This window comes from Nitrogeniibacter aestuarii, from assembly GCF_017309585.1.
GTDB classification, from domain to species: domain Bacteria; phylum Pseudomonadota; class Gammaproteobacteria; order Burkholderiales; family Rhodocyclaceae; genus Nitrogeniibacter; species Nitrogeniibacter aestuarii.
In genome coordinates, this window is record NZ_CP071321.1 from 1,500,084 (window position 1) to 1,515,874 (window position 15,791).

At 63.0% G+C, this 15,791-nt stretch carries 18 protein-coding genes; 2 read left to right on the plus strand and 16 right to left on the minus strand.

Annotated features, from left to right (window positions below):
* Nucleotides 1-98: 98 nt before the first annotated feature.
* Both J0W34_RS06905 and J0W34_RS06910 read left to right on the plus strand, forming a co-directional pair.
* On the plus strand, nt 99-353 hold the full coding sequence (locus J0W34_RS06905; protein WP_227816779.1) for a putative signal transducing protein: 255 nt from the start codon (nt 99-101) through the stop codon (nt 351-353).
* Between the two features lie 97 nt (nt 354-450).
* Nucleotides 451-1,512 carry a metallophosphoesterase gene (locus J0W34_RS06910; RefSeq protein WP_230971162.1) on the plus strand — a complete coding sequence of 354 codons (1,062 nt, stop codon included), beginning with the start codon at nt 451-453 and terminating at the stop codon, nt 1,510-1,512.
* A 30-nt stretch (nt 1,513-1,542) separates the two neighbouring features.
* Here J0W34_RS06910 and J0W34_RS06915 read toward each other — a convergent pair whose 3' ends face one another.
* From J0W34_RS06915 to J0W34_RS06990, 16 genes are all read right to left on the minus strand, one after another.
* Complete coding sequence (locus tag J0W34_RS06915) at nt 1,543-2,754, minus strand: YbfB/YjiJ family MFS transporter (RefSeq protein ID WP_230971163.1); 1,212 nt, start codon at nt 2,752-2,754, stop codon at nt 1,543-1,545.
* A 120-nt stretch (nt 2,755-2,874) separates the two neighbouring features.
* Nucleotides 2,875-5,022 carry a putative bifunctional diguanylate cyclase/phosphodiesterase gene (locus J0W34_RS06920; protein WP_230971164.1) on the minus strand — a complete coding sequence of 716 codons (2,148 nt, stop codon included), beginning with the start codon at nt 5,020-5,022 and terminating at the stop codon, nt 2,875-2,877.
* Nucleotides 5,023-5,097: 75 nt separating this feature from the next.
* Nucleotides 5,098-5,886: a flagellar biosynthetic protein FliR gene (gene fliR / locus J0W34_RS06925; RefSeq protein WP_227816783.1), complete on the minus strand. Its 789-nt coding sequence runs from the start codon at nt 5,884-5,886 to the stop codon at nt 5,098-5,100.
* Nucleotides 5,887-5,890: 4 nt separating this feature from the next.
* Nucleotides 5,891-6,160: a flagellar biosynthesis protein FliQ gene (gene fliQ / locus J0W34_RS06930; RefSeq protein WP_227816784.1), complete on the minus strand. Its 270-nt coding sequence runs from the start codon at nt 6,158-6,160 to the stop codon at nt 5,891-5,893.
* A gap of 10 nt (nt 6,161-6,170) precedes the next feature.
* A complete protein-coding gene (fliP, locus tag J0W34_RS06935; protein ID WP_227816785.1) occupies nt 6,171-6,926 on the minus strand; it encodes a flagellar type III secretion system pore protein FliP in 756 nt (251 codons plus the stop codon).
* The gene (gene fliO / locus J0W34_RS06940) at nt 6,919-7,386 is read right to left on the minus strand and encodes a flagellar biosynthetic protein FliO (RefSeq protein WP_230971165.1); all 468 of its coding nucleotides are present in this window, start codon (nt 7,384-7,386) and stop codon (nt 6,919-6,921) included. The genes fliP and fliO overlap by 8 nt, the downstream gene beginning before the upstream one ends.
* 128 nt (nt 7,387-7,514) lie before the next feature.
* Nucleotides 7,515-7,976 (minus strand): DoxX family protein, encoded by a 462-nt coding sequence (locus J0W34_RS06945; RefSeq protein WP_230971166.1) that lies wholly within the window; start codon nt 7,974-7,976, stop codon nt 7,515-7,517.
* Between the two features lie 12 nt (nt 7,977-7,988).
* Nucleotides 7,989-8,756: an HvfC/BufC N-terminal domain-containing protein gene (locus tag J0W34_RS06950; protein ID WP_230971167.1), complete on the minus strand. Its 768-nt coding sequence runs from the start codon at nt 8,754-8,756 to the stop codon at nt 7,989-7,991.
* Entirely contained in the window at nt 8,749-9,609 is an 861-nt protein-coding gene (gene bufB / locus J0W34_RS06955; RefSeq protein WP_230971168.1) for an MNIO family bufferin maturase, read from the minus strand. Before bufB ends, J0W34_RS06950 begins: the two co-directional genes overlap by 8 nt.
* 100 nt (nt 9,610-9,709) lie before the next feature.
* Nucleotides 9,710-9,970, minus strand: coding sequence for a BufA1 family periplasmic bufferin-type metallophore (locus J0W34_RS06960; RefSeq protein WP_227816790.1), 261 nt, complete (start codon nt 9,968-9,970; stop codon nt 9,710-9,712).
* A 225-nt stretch (nt 9,971-10,195) separates the two neighbouring features.
* Nucleotides 10,196-10,759 carry a DUF1415 domain-containing protein gene (locus J0W34_RS06965; RefSeq protein ID WP_227816791.1) on the minus strand — a complete coding sequence of 188 codons (564 nt, stop codon included), beginning with the start codon at nt 10,757-10,759 and terminating at the stop codon, nt 10,196-10,198.
* A 16-nt stretch (nt 10,760-10,775) separates the two neighbouring features.
* Nucleotides 10,776-12,104, minus strand: a complete 1,329-nt coding sequence (locus J0W34_RS06970) for a mechanosensitive ion channel family protein (RefSeq protein ID WP_230971169.1) — start codon at nt 12,102-12,104, stop codon at nt 10,776-10,778.
* A 42-nt stretch (nt 12,105-12,146) separates the two neighbouring features.
* A complete protein-coding gene (locus J0W34_RS06975) occupies nt 12,147-12,953 on the minus strand; it encodes an ABC transporter permease (protein ID WP_227816793.1) in 807 nt (268 codons plus the stop codon).
* The gene (locus J0W34_RS06980; RefSeq protein ID WP_230971170.1) at nt 12,950-13,507 is read right to left on the minus strand and encodes an ABC transporter ATP-binding protein; all 558 of its coding nucleotides are present in this window, start codon (nt 13,505-13,507) and stop codon (nt 12,950-12,952) included. The genes J0W34_RS06975 and J0W34_RS06980 overlap by 4 nt, the downstream gene beginning before the upstream one ends.
* A 209-nt stretch (nt 13,508-13,716) precedes the next feature.
* The gene (locus J0W34_RS06985; protein WP_230971171.1) at nt 13,717-14,610 is read right to left on the minus strand and encodes a hypothetical protein; all 894 of its coding nucleotides are present in this window, start codon (nt 14,608-14,610) and stop codon (nt 13,717-13,719) included.
* Between the two features lie 478 nt (nt 14,611-15,088).
* Complete coding sequence (locus tag J0W34_RS06990; protein WP_230971172.1) at nt 15,089-15,778, minus strand: hypothetical protein; 690 nt, start codon at nt 15,776-15,778, stop codon at nt 15,089-15,091.
* Nucleotides 15,779-15,791 lie beyond the last annotated feature (13 nt).

The following is a 15,791-nucleotide window of genomic DNA, read 5'->3' on the forward strand; positions in this document are numbered from 1 at the left end:
GGTCAACAACACTTACGGCAGGGCGGAAACAAGCTTTACGATTGGCAACAGATGTTTTCAATGGACCCGTGGCGCATGTCGTCACAGAGGAGCAGCGGATGCAGGAAGGCGACGACTGGACCCTGGTGGCACGCAGCCTCGACCCCACCGAGGCGCACCTGTGGTGCGGATGTCTTCAGGCGGCGGGCGTCGACGCCATGGTGGCGGATGCCCATCTGGTGCAGACGCATTCACTCATTGGCGTGGCGGTTGGCGGGGTGCGGGTGCTGGTGCCGTCCAGTCAGCTGGCTGACGCGCAGGCGGTGCTCGCCGCGTTTCACGACGGGGCGTTTTCCCTGCCTGACGAACCCTGATTGCACAAGAGAATCATGGGCGTGAAATATCCCTTCAAAGTCGGCCCCCTAGAGTGTGGCGCGAGGCATGTGCCTCCACTCAACTCAGGGGAAAACGATGAAGGTTCAAATCAGGCGGCTGGCGCTCGTGCTGGCGACACTGGCGCTGCCGATGGCAGCTCATGCAGATGATCGTGAGCATGGTCGCGCGCACGACCGGGGACATCACCTTCCGCAGGCCGGCTCGTTCGCGCTGATCGGAGACACCCCCTACGGCGCGGCCCGGGAGCCGATGTTCGACCGGGTCATCAAGGACATCAACCGCAACCATCAAGTGCGTTTTGTCGTGCACACCGGTGATATCAAGGCGGGTAGCGAGCGCTGTGACGATGCCCTGTTCATTCACCGTTTCGAGCAGTTCGAGACCTTTGACGTGCCGTTCATCCTCACCCCCGGTGACAACGAATGGACCGACTGTCACCGCACCAGCAACGGCGGCTACCTGCCCACCGAGCGTCTCGCGCGCCTGCGCGAGATCTTCTACCCCGAGGCAGGTGTGACCACCGGGGGGCGCAAGGCTCGGGTCGAGAGCCAGGCCAGCATGCCGGGGCACGAGGCCTACGTCGAGAACACCCTCTGGCAGTTCGCCGGCACCGTCATGGGTACGATTCACGTGGTGGGCAGCAACAACGACCTGGCGCCCTGGAACCAGATCGACCCCAACGATTCATACGAATCACCGCGTGCCGATCGCATCGCGGAGTTCGAGGCCCGTCAGGCCGCCGCACTGGCCTGGATCAACGCCATTTTCGACCGGGCGACCGCCACTGGCGCACGCGGTGTCCTCATCGCCATGCAGGCCAACCCCAACTTCGACCTCGATGCCACCGATCGGCAGCGTGAAGGCTTCAACGCCGTGCTCGATCTCATCAGCACGCGCGCCATTGCCTTTGGCAAGCCCGTGGTCATCGCCCATGGCGACAGCCATTACTTCCGCGTGGACAAACCGCTGGCAGCGGCCACGGTCGACGCAGGCGTACAAACCATCGAGAACGTGACTCGCGTTGAAAACTTCGGCTCCCAGAACGTGCATTGGGTCGAAGTGAGTGTGGATCCGCGCGACGAAAACGTCTTCAGCTTCCGTCAGCACATTGTCGAAGCAAACAGGTTCGCTCGTTAATCATGCACTTCTGGCCGCCCTGCGGGGCGGTCAGGCCTGCGCACCGAGGCCCGTTGCCGTGGAGAGGGCCTTGTCGCGACGCTCCACGCCCTTGAGTGCGATCAGGATGAGCGTGCCGATGACCATGACCCCGGCCGCCATCCACAGCCCCGCGGCATAGCTGCCACCGAGGTGCTCCGCCAGCTTGCCGGTGATCGCCGGACCAATGATCTGCGCCACCCCGTAGGAAATCGTCATCTTGCCCATCATCTTGGCGGGGCGTGTGGGGTAGTAGCGCCCGGCCATGGTCAGCACCAGGCTCACCATGCCGATGAAGGTGCCCCCGAACAGCGCGGCACCGAGCATGACCATCGCGATCGAGTTGCTCAGTGCCGGCAGCAGGATGCCGATGATCTGCAGCACCGAGGCCAGGATCAGGGCATTGAGATCGCCGGTGCGCCGGGCGATGAGATCCCAGTTGATGCAGGCCGGCGCCGCTGCCAGCCCCACGACGATGAACGCCAGGTTGCCATAGCCTGCCGTTGCAGGCAGGTCATCAACGATGGCGACAATGAAGGTGATCGAGACCACATAACCCACGCCGGCACAGAAATAGGCTGCCATGAACAGGCGGAGGAAGGCCGGGCTGGGGGGGTTGTCCACCATGGCCTTCCCGCTGGTGGTTTTGCCGCTCGTGTCGGGCGGGGGTAGCCAGCCGAGCGTCGGCACCAGCAGGATGGCGGCGATCCCGGTGAAGATGAACCACTGCTCGCGCCAGTCGAGCACCGGGTCCATGAGCGCCACTGCGGCGGCGCAGCCGGCGATGCCAGCGCCCATGCCGATGAAGTGGATACCCATCTCGCTCCGGTAGTTGTGCCGCATGAGCCAATTGAGGACGAGACCGGTGCCCAGCAACAAGCCGGCCGTGCTCGACAGGCCGGCAATGTAGCGGGAAATGGCCCAGATCACCCAATGGTCGGACAGCCCCATCATCACGGTGCTGCCGACCGCAACCAGCATGCCGATGCGAAACAGTCGATCCTTGAGCTTCAGGCTATCGATGCGTGAGGCGATGAGCGCGCCTGTCAGGTAGCCCATGTAATTGATCGCGGCCAGCCAGCCCGCCTCTGCGACGCCCAGTTCGGCTTGCTCGCGCATCAGCGGAAGCAGCGGGGTGTATGCGAACCGTGCCACGCCAACGGCGAGGAGCAGGCCGCAGATGCCCGCGATGAGAACCTTGGTGCGGTCGCTTGAAGCTGTCATGGGGCAGGGCGTATTTGGAGGAAGGGGATCAGGCAACATAAACCGCCGCCCTGCCAGCGGCAAATGGAATTTATGCAGGTGACGCATGCGCTTGAAGCATGCGTGCTTCCGGTGTCCGGTTCAGATCTCGAAGCGGGGCACCTGGCGGGCGGGCGCATCGGCCTGGATGCGCGCCATGAACTCGGCAACAGGCATGGGGCGCCCGATGAGAAAGCCCTGGCCGAAATCGCACTGTTCGCGGATGAGCAGGGCACGGTGATCTTCGCTTTCGATGCCTTCGGCCACCACGCGCACGCCCAGCTTGTGCGCCATGGCGATCACGGCTTCAACGATGGCCTGGTCGCTGGGGCTCGAGAGCATGTCCTGCACGAAGGAGCGGTCGATCTTGATGTTGTCGATGGCAAAGGTCTTGAGATAGGACATGGCCGAGTAACCGGTGCCGAAGTCGTCCAGGCTGATCTCCACGCCGGCGCGACGGAAGATGTCCAGCTTGCGGAAGACCTCGTCACTGGCGTCGAGCAGCAGCCCCTCGGTGATCTCGATATTCAGATAGTCGGCCGGTACGCCCAGATCGTTCAGGTAATCGAGCCAGTGAACTTCACTGGTGCCGTCCAGAATCTGACGTGGCGATTTGTTCAGGCTCACCTGCACCATGGGATGCTCTGCGGGCCGCTGCTGGTTCCAGCGCATGACGTCCTGACACGCCTGCTGGAACACCCAGTCGCCGATGGGGCCGATCAGGCCCATTTCTTCGGCCAGCGGAATGAAGCGGTCCGGTGGAACGTTGCCGAGGCTCGGGTGGTTCCAGCGCAGCAGGGCCTCGGCCTTGACGATGTGTCCGCTCTTGAGGTCGATGATGGGCTGGTAGTGCAGGTGAAACTCGTGGCGCGAGAGCGCATCGCGCAGGTCGACGGCCAGATCGCGGCGCGCCCGCGCAGCCGCCTGGCGCGCCGGCACGAACTGGCAGTAGCCGTTGCGCCCGGCGGATTTGGCGGCATACATGCCCTGGTCCGCGCACGACAACAGGGCTTCGATGTTGTCACAGTCGTCCGGGTACATGGCCAGACCCACACTGGCGGTGACCTGGGCGAACTGACCGGACAGATGAAAGGGGCGCGAGATCTGCCCGATGACTTCTTCCACCACGCGGGTGGCGTCGCCGGCATCGCTCACATCGGACAGGGCCACGATGAATTCGTCTCCGCTCCAGCGCGCAACGGTGTCCGATTCGCGCAGGCAACTGCCAATGCGCTGGCCGGCCTCGATGAGCAACTGGTCACCGATGTGGTGGCCCTGGGTGTCGTTCACTTCCTTGAATCGATCCAGGTCGATGAACAGCAGGGCGAGCTTTGTGTGGTGGCGCTTGGCCAGCTTGAAGGCTTCGCCCACGCGGTCTTCGAACAGACGGCGGTTGGGCAGGCCGGTCAGGCTGTCGAAATAGGCGTCCTGGCGAATGCGGGCTTCGAGTTCCTTGCGCTCGGTAATGTCGAGAATCACGCCCACCAGACCGCCGAGCTCACCGTCGGCGCGATTGAAGGTGGCTTTGTTGAAGATGACGTCCCGGTAGCTGCCGTCGGCACTCTTGACCTGCGCTTCGTATGTCTGGGTGCCGGGGGCATCGAACAGGGCCTGGTCGGCCGCGTGGTAGCGCTCGGCCAGCTCTTTCGGTGACAGGTCGAACACCGATTTGCCCACGAAGGACTCGCGCGATGCGCCCAGAAACGCCTCGAAGGCCTTGTTGCACCCCAGGTATTCGCCGGTCGCGTCCTTGTAGAACACCGGATTGGGAATGGTTTCCACCAGGCCCCGAATGAACGCGAGCTGGTCGGCGGCCTCTTTCTCGGCATGCACGCGCTTCGAGACGTCCATCAGAATGCCGATGATCGCCGGGCGGCCCTGGAACTCGGTGGCGACACCGAACACTTCGGTGTCGAAGGTGCTGCCATCCTTTCGTGTGCCCTTGAAGCCGTAGAAGCTCGCACGTACTTCGCCACGCACGCGCTTGTCGATTTCCTGGGCCGCGTGTTCCCGCGTGTCGGCGTCGGTCAGATCCAGCGGCCCGAGCCGGCCGCACACCTCGTCTTGCGTGTAGCCGAAGAGCCGGGCCAGTGTTTCGTTTACATAGGCGAACAGACCGTCCTGTATGACATAGACGCCCACGAGAGCGTTGTCGAACAGGGCGAGCAGGAGCTTCGAGGCATCATGGCGCAACGCATCGAGCGGAGCGTTCCGACTGCTCTGGGTCATGGGGGGGCGCGCTGTGCTCACGAACGTAGATCAGGTGGGTGATTCAGGACATTACGGACATGTGCAACATAACTTGATCTTTCGTTCCGCGCGAGCCTAGCTGCCCCCGAGCGTCTGCAGCATGGCGGCAATCGCTTCGAAACCACGGTCGTAGAACATGCGCATCACCGGGGCAAATGCTTCCAGTGTGAGCACCAGCACGGCGAAGCCGGCCGTCATGGTGATGGGGAAACCGACCGCAAACAGGTTGATCTGCGGCGCCGCGCGGGTGAGCACGGCCATGGCAATGTTGGTGATCAGCAACGCGGTGATCAGCGGCAGGGCCAGCAGAAGGCCAGCGGCGTACAGCAAGGTGCCGGCGGCGGCGACGTCCTTCCAGCCCATGGCGCTGGCCGGTTCGATACGGATGGGAATCCACTCGAAGCTGCGCACCAGCACCTCGATCATGAGCAGATGGCCGCCCAGAGCAAGGAACAGCAGGGTGGCCAGCAAGCCGATGAACTCGGCCAGCACGCCGGTCTGACCGTTGGCGTCCGGATCGAAGAAGGTGGCGAAGGAAAGCCCCATCTGCAGGCCGATCAGCTCGCCGGCCAGATCCACGGCGGCAAACACCAGACGCATGATGAAGCCGATGGCCACGCCGATGAAGATCTGCTGGACGAAGATGGCCAGCCCCAGGCCGGAGCCCGGATCGATGGCCGGTCCCGGCGGCAGGATGGGTACGATGGCAACCGCGGCGGCCAGCCCGAAGCCGACGCGGATGCGGATCGGCACCGCGCTGCTGGAGAACAGCGGCGCGGACGACACCATGCCCAGGATGCGCGCCAGCGGCAGCATCATGCCTGCCATCCAGGCAGAGAGCTGGGCGCTGGAGACCTCGAGCATGCGTTCAGCCGATCAGCATGGGAATGGACGAATACATGCGCTGGATGAAATCCGTGAGCATGGTGATCATCCACGGTCCGGCCACCACCATGGTCACGAAGATGGCAATCACCTTCGGCACGAAAGAGAGGGTCATTTCGTTGATCTGGGTGGCGGCCTGGAAGATGCTCACCAGCAGGCCGGTGATCAGTGCGGCGGCGAACAGCGGGGCGGCCACCAGCAGGGTGACTTCAATGGCCTGGCGGCCGATGTCGATCACGGTGGTTGGCGTCATGGGGGTGTCCTCACACGATGAAGCTCTGCACGAGCGAGCCGATGAGCAGGGTCCAGCCATCGACAAGCACGAAGAGCATGACCTTGAACGGAAGGGAAACGATCACCGGCGACATCATCATCATCCCCATGGACATCAGCACCGAGGCGACCACCATGTCGATGATCAGGAAGGGGATGAACACGATGAAACCGATCTGGAAGGCGGTCTTGAGTTCCGAGGTCACGAAGGCCGGCAGGATGACCTTCATGGGCAGATCGGTGGGCTTCTCCACCGCCTCGACGGCCGCCAGTTCGGCAAACAGGTTCAGATCCGGCTCGCGGATCTGCTTGAGCATGAAGTCCTTCACCGGCGCGGCGGCGCGGTTGGCCGCTTCGTCCAGACCGATGGTGTCGGCAGACAAGGGCAGATAGGCCTCGTTGTATACCCGCTCGATCACGGGCGACATGATGAAGAAGGTCAGGAACAGCGCCATGCCGATCAGGATCTGGTTGGGCGGCGAGGTCTGGGTGCCCAGGGCGTGGCGCAGCAGCGAGAACACGATGATCAGCCGGGTGAAGCTGGTCATCATCAGCAACACCGCCGGCAGGAAGGTGAGAGATGTGAGCAGCACCAGGGTCTGGATGCTGAGACTGTAGGTCGTGCCCCCATCGGCCGCGGGGGTGCCGGTGATGGCCGGCACGGCCTGGGCGAAGGCCAGGTGCGGCAAGAGCAACACCAGCGCGGCCAGCAGGCCGGGAGCGCGTCGGCGAATCCACTCAGCCATGCTTGTTCGCCTCCAGCATCTGCTTGAGGCGCTGGGCAAAGCCGCCGGGTTCGTGGCGATCTGACGTGGGCTCAGTCAGTTTGAGTTCATCGGGCGAGAGGGTGTCGAGCGTATTGATCTGACCGGGCGCCACGCCCAGCACCAGCACTTTCTGACCGACTTCGACCAGCACCACGCGCTCGCGCGGGCCCACCGGGGCGGCCCCCAGTACCTTGAGACCACGCGCGCGGCCGCGTGGCGCGCCGAGGCGTTTGAGCAACCACAGGCAGCCCACCAGCACCACGATGACCACCGCGAGCCCGAAGAACATCTGCCCGACAGAGCCGGCGAGATCGGAGCCGCCGGCCAGGCTTGAGGGCGGTAGCGTTTTTTCAGCCGGCGCCGCGGCATCGGCCAGGGCGGGCAAGGGGAGAAACAACAGCAGGCTGCGAAACAGCATCAACGGCCTCGGGGCTTTCATGACGTGTTCGCAGATTAGCCCCCGGTCTGGCAAACCGAGGGCCGGATAAAGCGGCAAAAATTGCCGCTATTCCATGGGCCGAAGCCTCGGGGACGGCGCCTTTCGGGGTCGAAGGGCGCCAATACCATTTACGGTGTGCGACGGCTCAGCCAGTGGTCCACCGAGGCGCGTCCCGGGCCGAAGGCCACCAGGGCCAGCAGCAGTGCCCCCCAGTAGAAATGGTCATTGACGGCCGCCGGGCAGGAAAACTCGAACAGGGCCGGATAGCTCAGCACCGCCATGGCATTGACCAGGAACAGGCCGAGGGCGGCCGGCCGTGAAAACAGCCCCACAAAGAGCAGCGCGGGCAGCACCAGTTCGCCGAAGGTGCCGGCCCAGGCGGCCAGTTCGGGCGGCAGCACGGGCACGCTGTATTCCTCGGCAAAGAGGAAGAGCGTGGAATCCCAGTCCTGAATCTTGGTCAGGCCGGCCTTGAAGAACTGCCAGCCCACATACAGGCGGATGGCCAGCAGCAGTGCGGCACCGCCCCAGTCGGCAATCAGCTGATCGAAGCGGGTGGTGGATTGGTGGAGTCGGAGCAGGGCGTTCATGGCAATGTTCCTTCAGATGGCGGTGTCGGGTCGGGCGATGAGCCCGTTCTTGAGCCACATGGGCAGCGCCGTGGCAGGGTCGAATGCGGGGTCGAGATCAAAGGCCAGTTGCAGCGCGCCACCGAAGGTGTCACCGGCGTCCATGGCTTCGAGCGCCGCGAATTCGCCGAGTGACAGGCTCACCGGCTGGGGCTGCCATGCCGGGCGTGCGACCACCAGGCGACAGGGCACGGCAAGTGCGCTGGGCCAGTCCGGACCACCGGGTTGATGCGCCCGCCAGAGCGCGTTGATGGCCCATTCGGAGGTCACCAGCCGGGCGCTCGGGACGAGGCTGAACACGGTGCTCTCGAGTTGTTCCAGCGGCAATGCAGAGAGCGTGGGGCCATCCAGCGCGGGGGTGTTGGCCGCGCTGTGCGCTGCGTGAATGGCCCATTCCAGTCGCGCCATGTCGGGCATGTACGGGTAGGGCGCGACCGGCTCGAAGGTCTCGAGAAAGTCCGGCAACTGCGCGCCGAAGTCATTGAGATCGCCTGTTTGCGGCGGCACTGCGCGGCCGTATTCTCGCGCCAGGGCACGAAAGAACTCCGCGCCCACCATCTGCTGTATCACCGGATAGGCGATGGCCAGCGCGCGGTCCCAATGGGCGGTGAGGTTGCCGCGATACAGCGCAAAACGCCGGGCCGCAAGCTCGGCGTCGCCTTTGAATGCATGGGCCGGTCGCTGATTGCCCACCAGCAGGGCATCGGCGAAATCGCGCTGGAGGGTGGCCAGTTCAGACATGGGCGAGCTCCTGATGCTGATTGACGTGATGGGAGTAATCGCACACGACGCGGGCACGGGCTGCTTCTGCAAGCAGCACGTCAAGCGCGGGAATGTCGGTATCCCATTCGATCAGGGTCGGCACGTTGCCAAAGCGCTCGATGCAGCGGCCATAGAGTGCCCAGACTGCGGCCGAAACCGGCGCCCCGTGGTGGTCGATGAGACCGTCGTCCGTCACCAGATGACCGGCCAGGTGAATTTCATCCACCACGTCGATGGGCAACTGTGCGATCGCGGTGCGTGCATCTTCGGCGTGGTTGCGCTCATTCACGTAAAGGTTGTTCACGTCGAGCAGCACGCCGCAGCCGGTGCGCCGGGTGACGGCAGCGAGAAATTCTGTCTCGCTCATGGCGTCGGCCTGATAGCGCACGTGGCTCGACACGTTTTCGAGCAGAACATGGCCAAGGCGGGCCTGCATGCGCTCGACCCGTTCGCACACCAGATCGAGCGCTTCGAGCGTCAGCGGCAGCGGCAGCAGGTCGTTGAGGTGCCGGCCCGGGACAGCGGCCCAGCACAGGTGTTCGGAGATCAGCGCAGGGCGGACACGCTCGACCAGACGGGCCAGCCTGTCCAGGTGCGCGTCGAAATGCGCGTCGCTGGCCGATCCCAGCCCCAGGCCCACGCCGTGGACGCTGATTGGATAGTCGGCACGCAGTTGCTCCAGCACGTGCTGCTCCCAGCCGCCATCGCCAAAGAAGTTTTCTGCATGGATTTCCAGCCAGTCGACGCGGGGCCGGCGCTCAAGAAAGTCGCGGTAGTGCGGCGCGCGCAGGCCGATGCCGATGCCGTTCAGTGGGCGAACCTTGGAGTGCATGGTCGTGTCCGGGTAGGGAGTCAGGGCAGGGGGATGAGGTGCGCGGGCAGCAGGAGGAGACAACAGACCGGTGGGAGGTCGGCTGCCCGCGCGGGGAAACTTACTTGCCGCCGCCCTTCAGCGAGCCGCCCATGTCGGTGCAGGTGCCCTTGGCGACGTACTTCCACTCGTTCGGGTCGTTATCGACCTTGGCCTGGCCCGCGCAGGAGTGGGTGCCGGTGGTCGAGGCGCAATCGTTGGCGCCGGCCTTGGCGATGCCGTAGCACTTTTCCTTGGATGCGTCGGCTGCATGGGCGATGTTCATGCCGGTGGCGGCAAGACCTGCGATGGCGGCGGAGAGAAGAAACTGGCGCTTGTTCATGGTGAGGCTCCTGAGATGTTCGAGTCGATGTACTGCATGAAAAAGAGGGGCTCGGGCAACCGGGGCGACGCATTCTTTCGTCATGTGCGTCGCATTCCGTCTGCTTGCTCGATGAGACCAAGCACGCCTCGCGGAACTTACACTTCAGGCACGAAAAAAATGCGAAGCGCCGGAAAAGCGCTTCGCATTCAGCGGGTTGCAGGGGAAAAGAAACCCCTCGACGGATCAGTCTTGCGAGTTGCCTTCTCGATTGAAGCAGGCCCGGAGCAGGGCACGCATGTGGTCGATGCCGAGTCGCTCGACCGTCTCGATGTTGCGCTCGGGAATGCCTTCCGGGTCCGGATAGTTGGCGATGGCTGCGCCGATGCTCGCCTCGCGGATGAGGTGCAGCATGGGGTAGGGCGAACGGTTGGTGGTGTTCTCGACATCGTCCGGCTCGGTGCCCTGGAACTGGTAGTCCGGGTGAAAGCTCGCCACCTGGATGTCGCCGCTCAGGCGCAGCTGCCGGATGAGAATGTCGACCAGATCGAGAAACTGGTTGTAGTCCTCGAAGTCGGTGAGCACGTCGGGGTGAACCAGCAGGCTGGTCTCGATCTCGGGGTGCTCCTGCAGGTGCCGCAGTTCCTGTTCGAGCGCCTGGATAAGGCCTTCCTCGTTGCTCACGCGCGTCACTGCAAAGCGGATGCGCTCCTTGACCAGCTCGCGCTTGGCAAAGGGGCACAGGTTCAGGTCGATGACCACCGTTTCCACCCAGGCGCGGGTGGCGGCGATGATGTCCGTATCGTTCAAGGTGTATTCCGTGGTGTCATTCGGCGTCAGGCAGCGGATTCGGCGTCGGCGCCGAGCGGATATACACGTCGCGCTGCGGGTAGGGGATGGTGATGCCGGCGGCCTTGAAGGCGCGCCAGATTGCCAGGTTGATGTCGGTGCGCACGTTGCCGATGCCGTTCTCCGGGTCGGAGATCCACACCCGCAGCTCCAGCTCGATACCGTTGTCGCCGAAGTTGATCAGCCGCGCGGTCGGGGCCGGATCGTCGATGACACGCGACGAGGCGCGCGCGGCCTCCACCATGAGTGCCATGGCCTGCTCGGGGTCGTCGTCGTAGCTTATCGACACCGGCAATCGCACACGGGTGTTCTTGTCGGTGTAGCTCCAGTTGATCACCTCGGAGGTGATCAGGTTCTCGTTCGGGATGAGGCGCTCGACCCCGTCGCGGTCGCGCACGACCACGTAACGGGCGCGCAGCTCCTGCACCCAGCCGTACTTGGCGCCATCGGCACCCACCGAGATCACGTCGCCCGGCTTGATGGAGCGGTCCAGCACCAGGATGAAACCGCTGATGAAGTTGCTGGTGATCCGCTGCAGGCCAAAGCCGATGCCGACACCCAGGGCGCCGCCGAACACCGCAAAGGTGGTCAGGTCGATGCCCACCGCGTCGATGGCAACCAGAAAGGCCACGGTGATCAGGAACACCCTGGCAAACTTCGCAAACGCCACCTGCAGCGACGGCGTCATGTTGGGCGAAGCGCGCATGCGCCGCTCGATCACGCCCGACACCCAGAAGGCCAGCGTCAGCGTGAGCCCGATGAGCCCGACCAACTTGATGGTGGCCAGCAGCGAGATGCGTGTCTCGCCCACCGAAAACGCCATGGCATCGAGCGCCGCCTCAACCGCCGGCAGCCAGCCGAGCAGATGCAGTGCCACCATCGACCAGATGAGCGCCACGAACACGTTTTCCCACGCCTTGAGTGCCTTGGTGACGCGAAAGCCCTTGCGCAGCAGATAGACGCCGATGCGAATCGTGGCCAGCGAGGTCAGCAGCGGGACCGCCACGTTTAGGACCGGCGTGGGTTGCCCCTTCGACACCAGCGCGGCCCGGCCGATCAGCACGAAGGCAAGCATGATGATTGGCCACAGCAGGCGTTGCAGCGTGCGCAAGGCCAGGTGGTGGAAGGTGCCCTGGGTACTCGAGTCGGCGCGCGACGACAGGGCCCGTGCCGCCACGTGATGCACGATCAACGAGCCGATGGCGGCCAGTGCCAGTGCCACGAGTTCGTTCTGCACCTCGGCGCGCGCGAGCGCGGCACCGATCAACGGCAACTGGGCAAGCAGGTTATTGAGTGCGTCAGGCATCGGTGTGTCGAACGGGGGATCAGGCCGCCAGTGTACCGCGCTTCAGTCGCGGGGTTTCGCGTGCAAACGGTCCAGCCGCAGGCGCTCGCGCTCATCGAAGAGGCGGCGGCTGGCCGCCGTGACCGCTGCCAGCGTGCCAAAACCGGTGCCCACGGTGATCGTGAACATGATCAGGATCTGGTATTTGACCGCAATCGATGGCGGCGCCCCAGCCAGGATCTGACCCGTCATCATGCCCGGCAGGCTCACGATGCCGGCGGCCGCCATCGAGTTGATGATGGGGATCAGGCCCGCGCGCATGGCATCGCGGCGAATGTCGCCCACGGCTTCCTGCCAGCGGGCGCCCAGCATCAGCCGGTTCTCGATGATGGCGCGCTGTCGCCACACGCCGTCGGTCAGCCGGTCCAGCCCGAGCGCCACGCCGGTCATGGTATTGCCCAGCATCATGCCCAGCAGCGGAATGGCGTACTGCGGCTCGTACCAGGGCGTGGGCTGAACAATGGCCAGCAAGGTGAGGATGGTCACGCTGAAGGCCGAGATGAACATCGAGAGCGTGCCAATGCCGAAACCCCAGCCGCCGGTCATGCGGTGCTTTTGCCGCGCACTCACCTCGCGCCCGGCCATGAGCAGCATCACCATCGCCATGAGCGCAATCCAGGGCAGGGCGGCTACAGCGAACAGCGCTTCGAGCACCACCCCGATCAGGCTGAGCTGGATCACCGTGCGCGCCGCCCCCACAAGCAGCGGCTTGCTCACCCCCAAGCGGGCGTACCAGGTGCAGATCGCCAGCGCCACCACCAGCGCGGCGCCCAGGCTCAACTGCCAGACAGAGAGATCGATGACGTTCATTCGACCGCCTCAAGCCGATGGTTGCGGATCTTCAGGTGCCGCGTGGCGACCCGCTTGATCTGTGCCGGGTCGTGACTCACCCACACCGCCGGGCAGCCGCCCTGGCGAATCCTGTCGAGCAACCACTGCTCGACGCGCGCCGTGGTCTCGGCGTCCAGATTGGCCGTCGGCTCATCGAGCAGCAGGGCCCGGGGCTGGTGGGCCAGGGCCCGCAGCAAGGCCAGGCGCTGTCGCTCGCCGGAAGAAAGCCGGCTCACCTCCCACTGCGCCACATCCGCCGAAAAACCCAGCGCCGCCCAGTCCACCGGCTGACCGGCCGGGAAATGCTCCCCCACCGTATCCGCCCACCACTGGCTATCCGCCGGCACCAGCATCACCTGCTGCCGCCAGTGATGGCCGGGCATGGCCGCTTGCGCCGTATCGCCCAGCCGAATCTCGCCCCGATGAGCGTCCAGATCGGCAATCGCACGCATCAACCGGCTCTTGCCCGAACCCGACGCGCCGGACAGGGCGAGCACCTCGCCCGGGGCAACAGAGAACGTGATTCCGCTCATCTCGCCCACGGTGACATCGGCGAGATGCAAGGTGACGGAAGCGTCGGACCGGAGGATTTGAGGATTCGAATCTGGCATACCCGCCATGATACGGGGCGGAGGCGTCAGTGCTGTCGCACCTTAGGCCCCTTTAGGTGCGCGGGCAGTCGAACCATAGGCCGAAAGTGCTTACGATTCCCCGGGGCCGTCCAAGCGAGCAGGAAAACCGTCTAGGAAACACGGGTCGATTCATCTGGGGATTTTTCTCTGGCCAGCATTTGAAAGAACTGGCGAATTGACTGGTTGACCTCCCGAACTGTTTGAAGGCGGCACTTTGCTACGTTGGAGGACCAACGCTTCAGCAGCTCAATTCGGACGTTGAAGATCAGCATTGCGACAAGACGAGCGTAGAACTCGACATGCCGCTTCGTTATGGAATATCGCAGCCTTATCAACACCGTTTGATATGTGCTGTAAACGGCCATGAACGCAATGAACGGTGTGTACAGGGCCGAAAGGATTACTGGCAAGACAAAGTCCGATGCCGCTTGGCGATTTGCTACTTGTTCAAAGTCCTTGACGAGCAGATACATTACCGAGCCAAGGATGGCAGCTCCGACAATGGCCAAAACGGCGTTTAGAAATCTCTGCACCGATTCATACTTGGGCTTAGTCTCAGCAAAAGCCAGCAAGGCAGACAACAACACAATCAGCGGCAGCAAGACGAGTTCAACAGCAATATGAAAGGTATACGCCCCAACTAGATATTCGATAACAACTACAAGTTTGAAGCTGTCTGCCACTAAGCCCTTGAGCTTGTGGGGCGACTCCGAGAACTTGTTGACTTGGACAAGCGAAAAGACTGCCACCGAGAAAAACCATATCAAACTTCCTTTGAGCAGACTGAAATCCCATAGGCCCAAACGCGCCAGCCCATAAATCATTGTGACCACGTACATGGTCATCAGCGTGATTGCGGAGACAAGGTGCCGTGAGCCGAGCGCTCGAAGCACCCTCTGCAAAGGCTCTTTCAACTTCCGCCATCGCGGAGGCCGAGTGATGTAACCGATCGCGATGAACGCCCAGATCAGGATTGCCCATTCGCGGCTGTTCAGAATGTCCACGTTGGTTCAGGGAGGCATTTAACGTTGGAGTTGTGGGGCCGGGAAAAATGCGCAGCATTTTGGACGGTCCCACACGAACGAATTCTTGGGCCGGTGATTACGCAACATGCTGGAATTGCCAGCGGGGCCGAACCCGGAAAATGAGTATTGAGGGTTCATTGTTGGAGCACGAGAAAGAGCGCAATGACACCAATGGCGACTAGCGCGCCGCGAATCGGGAATAACGCCCAAGCGTTCAGCGCAATAAACGCAACTTTCAGAATCCCGTGAGGCCATAGTGGTTGCTTCCGGTACCACTGTAGCTTTTCATACGCGCCTTTCCGCTCCTGCGACGTGGCATAGAGTAGCCAATAAGCCGGTAGGCCAATTAGCCACAAAAACGCGAGAAATGCGGCGAAGAACGCTAATGACATGCTAGGCCCAACGTTCGAGGTAAGGGGCGGCTTGCGCCCCGGCGCAAGACGTCCCCTTGGAGGGGTTAGGCCTCGGCGACGAGCAACTTTGCAACGGCATTGCGGAGATAAACCGGTTTGAGGGCGGAGAGCGCTTGAGAGCGAAGTTGCTTGGCTCTGCCTTCGTGCCCTGTAGAGTTTAGGAGCTCCTCCATTTGCCGAAGATCCTCGGCAAAGATCTGCAAGAACGCGCGATAGCGCGGCGCTCGTGTTCTTGGTCGCGTTTCAATCTCAGCAACATCGCGCACGAGTTCGCTTGCCTTGGCAAGAACTTGGGTCTCTGGCTCCGGAACGTACTTTGCTGCCAGTGCATAGCATTTGACGCGCACGAGGGCTGGAACTGCAATACGAGCACAAGACTGCGCGAACTCGGATTGCGTTGCGTCGAGCGCAGCGAAGACTTCTGCGGTCCTTTGGTCCTCATTGAGAGACTCGTTCATTGCCTCGATGTCGTAAAACAGGCTACGGCGGAGCTCGCCACCCAGGAGCCTTTCAATCTTGTCATTGAGCTTCGCTTGGTACTCGGCCATGGCGGGTGGGTACTGCTCGGCCAGCTCCAGCCAGTATGAGAGAGCAAAGGACAAACGGACGCCACGGTACGAAGGGTCTTCTTGAAGAGCATGCTCATGGAACCAGACAAAATGCGCTAGAGCATCTTCAAACTGTCCCGCGTGAGTCGCTGCTCTTCCGGCCTGAAGTCTGTCACGTGCGTTCATTCAGATGCCAAAC

Bases quoted from the DNA above. Each gene is read 5' to 3' on its own strand.
- J0W34_RS06905 (WP_227816779.1), top strand. From the start codon at position 99: ATGCAGGAAGGCGACGACTGGACCCTGGTGGCACGCAGCCTCGACCCC.
- J0W34_RS06910 (WP_230971162.1), top strand. From the start codon at position 451: ATGAAGGTTCAAATCAGGCGGCTGGCGCTCGTGCTGGCGACACTGGCG.
- J0W34_RS06915 (WP_230971163.1), bottom strand. From the start codon at position 2,754: ATGACAGCTTCAAGCGACCGCACCAAGGTTCTCATCGCGGGCATCTGC.
- fliR (WP_227816783.1), bottom strand. From the start codon at position 5,886: ATGCTCGAGGTCTCCAGCGCCCAGCTCTCTGCCTGGATGGCAGGCATG.
- fliQ (WP_227816784.1), bottom strand. From the start codon at position 6,160: ATGACGCCAACCACCGTGATCGACATCGGCCGCCAGGCCATTGAAGTC.
- fliP (WP_227816785.1), bottom strand. From the start codon at position 6,926: ATGGCTGAGTGGATTCGCCGACGCGCTCCCGGCCTGCTGGCCGCGCTG.
- fliO (WP_230971165.1), bottom strand. From the start codon at position 7,386: ATGAAAGCCCCGAGGCCGTTGATGCTGTTTCGCAGCCTGCTGTTGTTT.
- J0W34_RS06945 (WP_230971166.1), bottom strand. From the start codon at position 7,976: ATGAACGCCCTGCTCCGACTCCACCAATCCACCACCCGCTTCGATCAG.
- J0W34_RS06950 (WP_230971167.1), bottom strand. From the start codon at position 8,756: ATGTCTGAACTGGCCACCCTCCAGCGCGATTTCGCCGATGCCCTGCTG.
- bufB (WP_230971168.1), bottom strand. From the start codon at position 9,609: ATGCACTCCAAGGTTCGCCCACTGAACGGCATCGGCATCGGCCTGCGC.
- J0W34_RS06960 (WP_227816790.1), bottom strand. From the start codon at position 9,970: ATGAACAAGCGCCAGTTTCTTCTCTCCGCCGCCATCGCAGGTCTTGCC.
- J0W34_RS06970 (WP_230971169.1), bottom strand. From the start codon at position 12,104: ATGCCTGACGCACTCAATAACCTGCTTGCCCAGTTGCCGTTGATCGGT.
- J0W34_RS06975 (WP_227816793.1), bottom strand. From the start codon at position 12,953: ATGAACGTCATCGATCTCTCTGTCTGGCAGTTGAGCCTGGGCGCCGCG.
- J0W34_RS06980 (WP_230971170.1), bottom strand. From the start codon at position 13,507: ATGAGCGGAATCACGTTCTCTGTTGCCCCGGGCGAGGTGCTCGCCCTG.
- J0W34_RS06990 (WP_230971172.1), bottom strand. From the start codon at position 15,778: ATGAACGCACGTGACAGACTTCAGGCCGGAAGAGCAGCGACTCACGCG.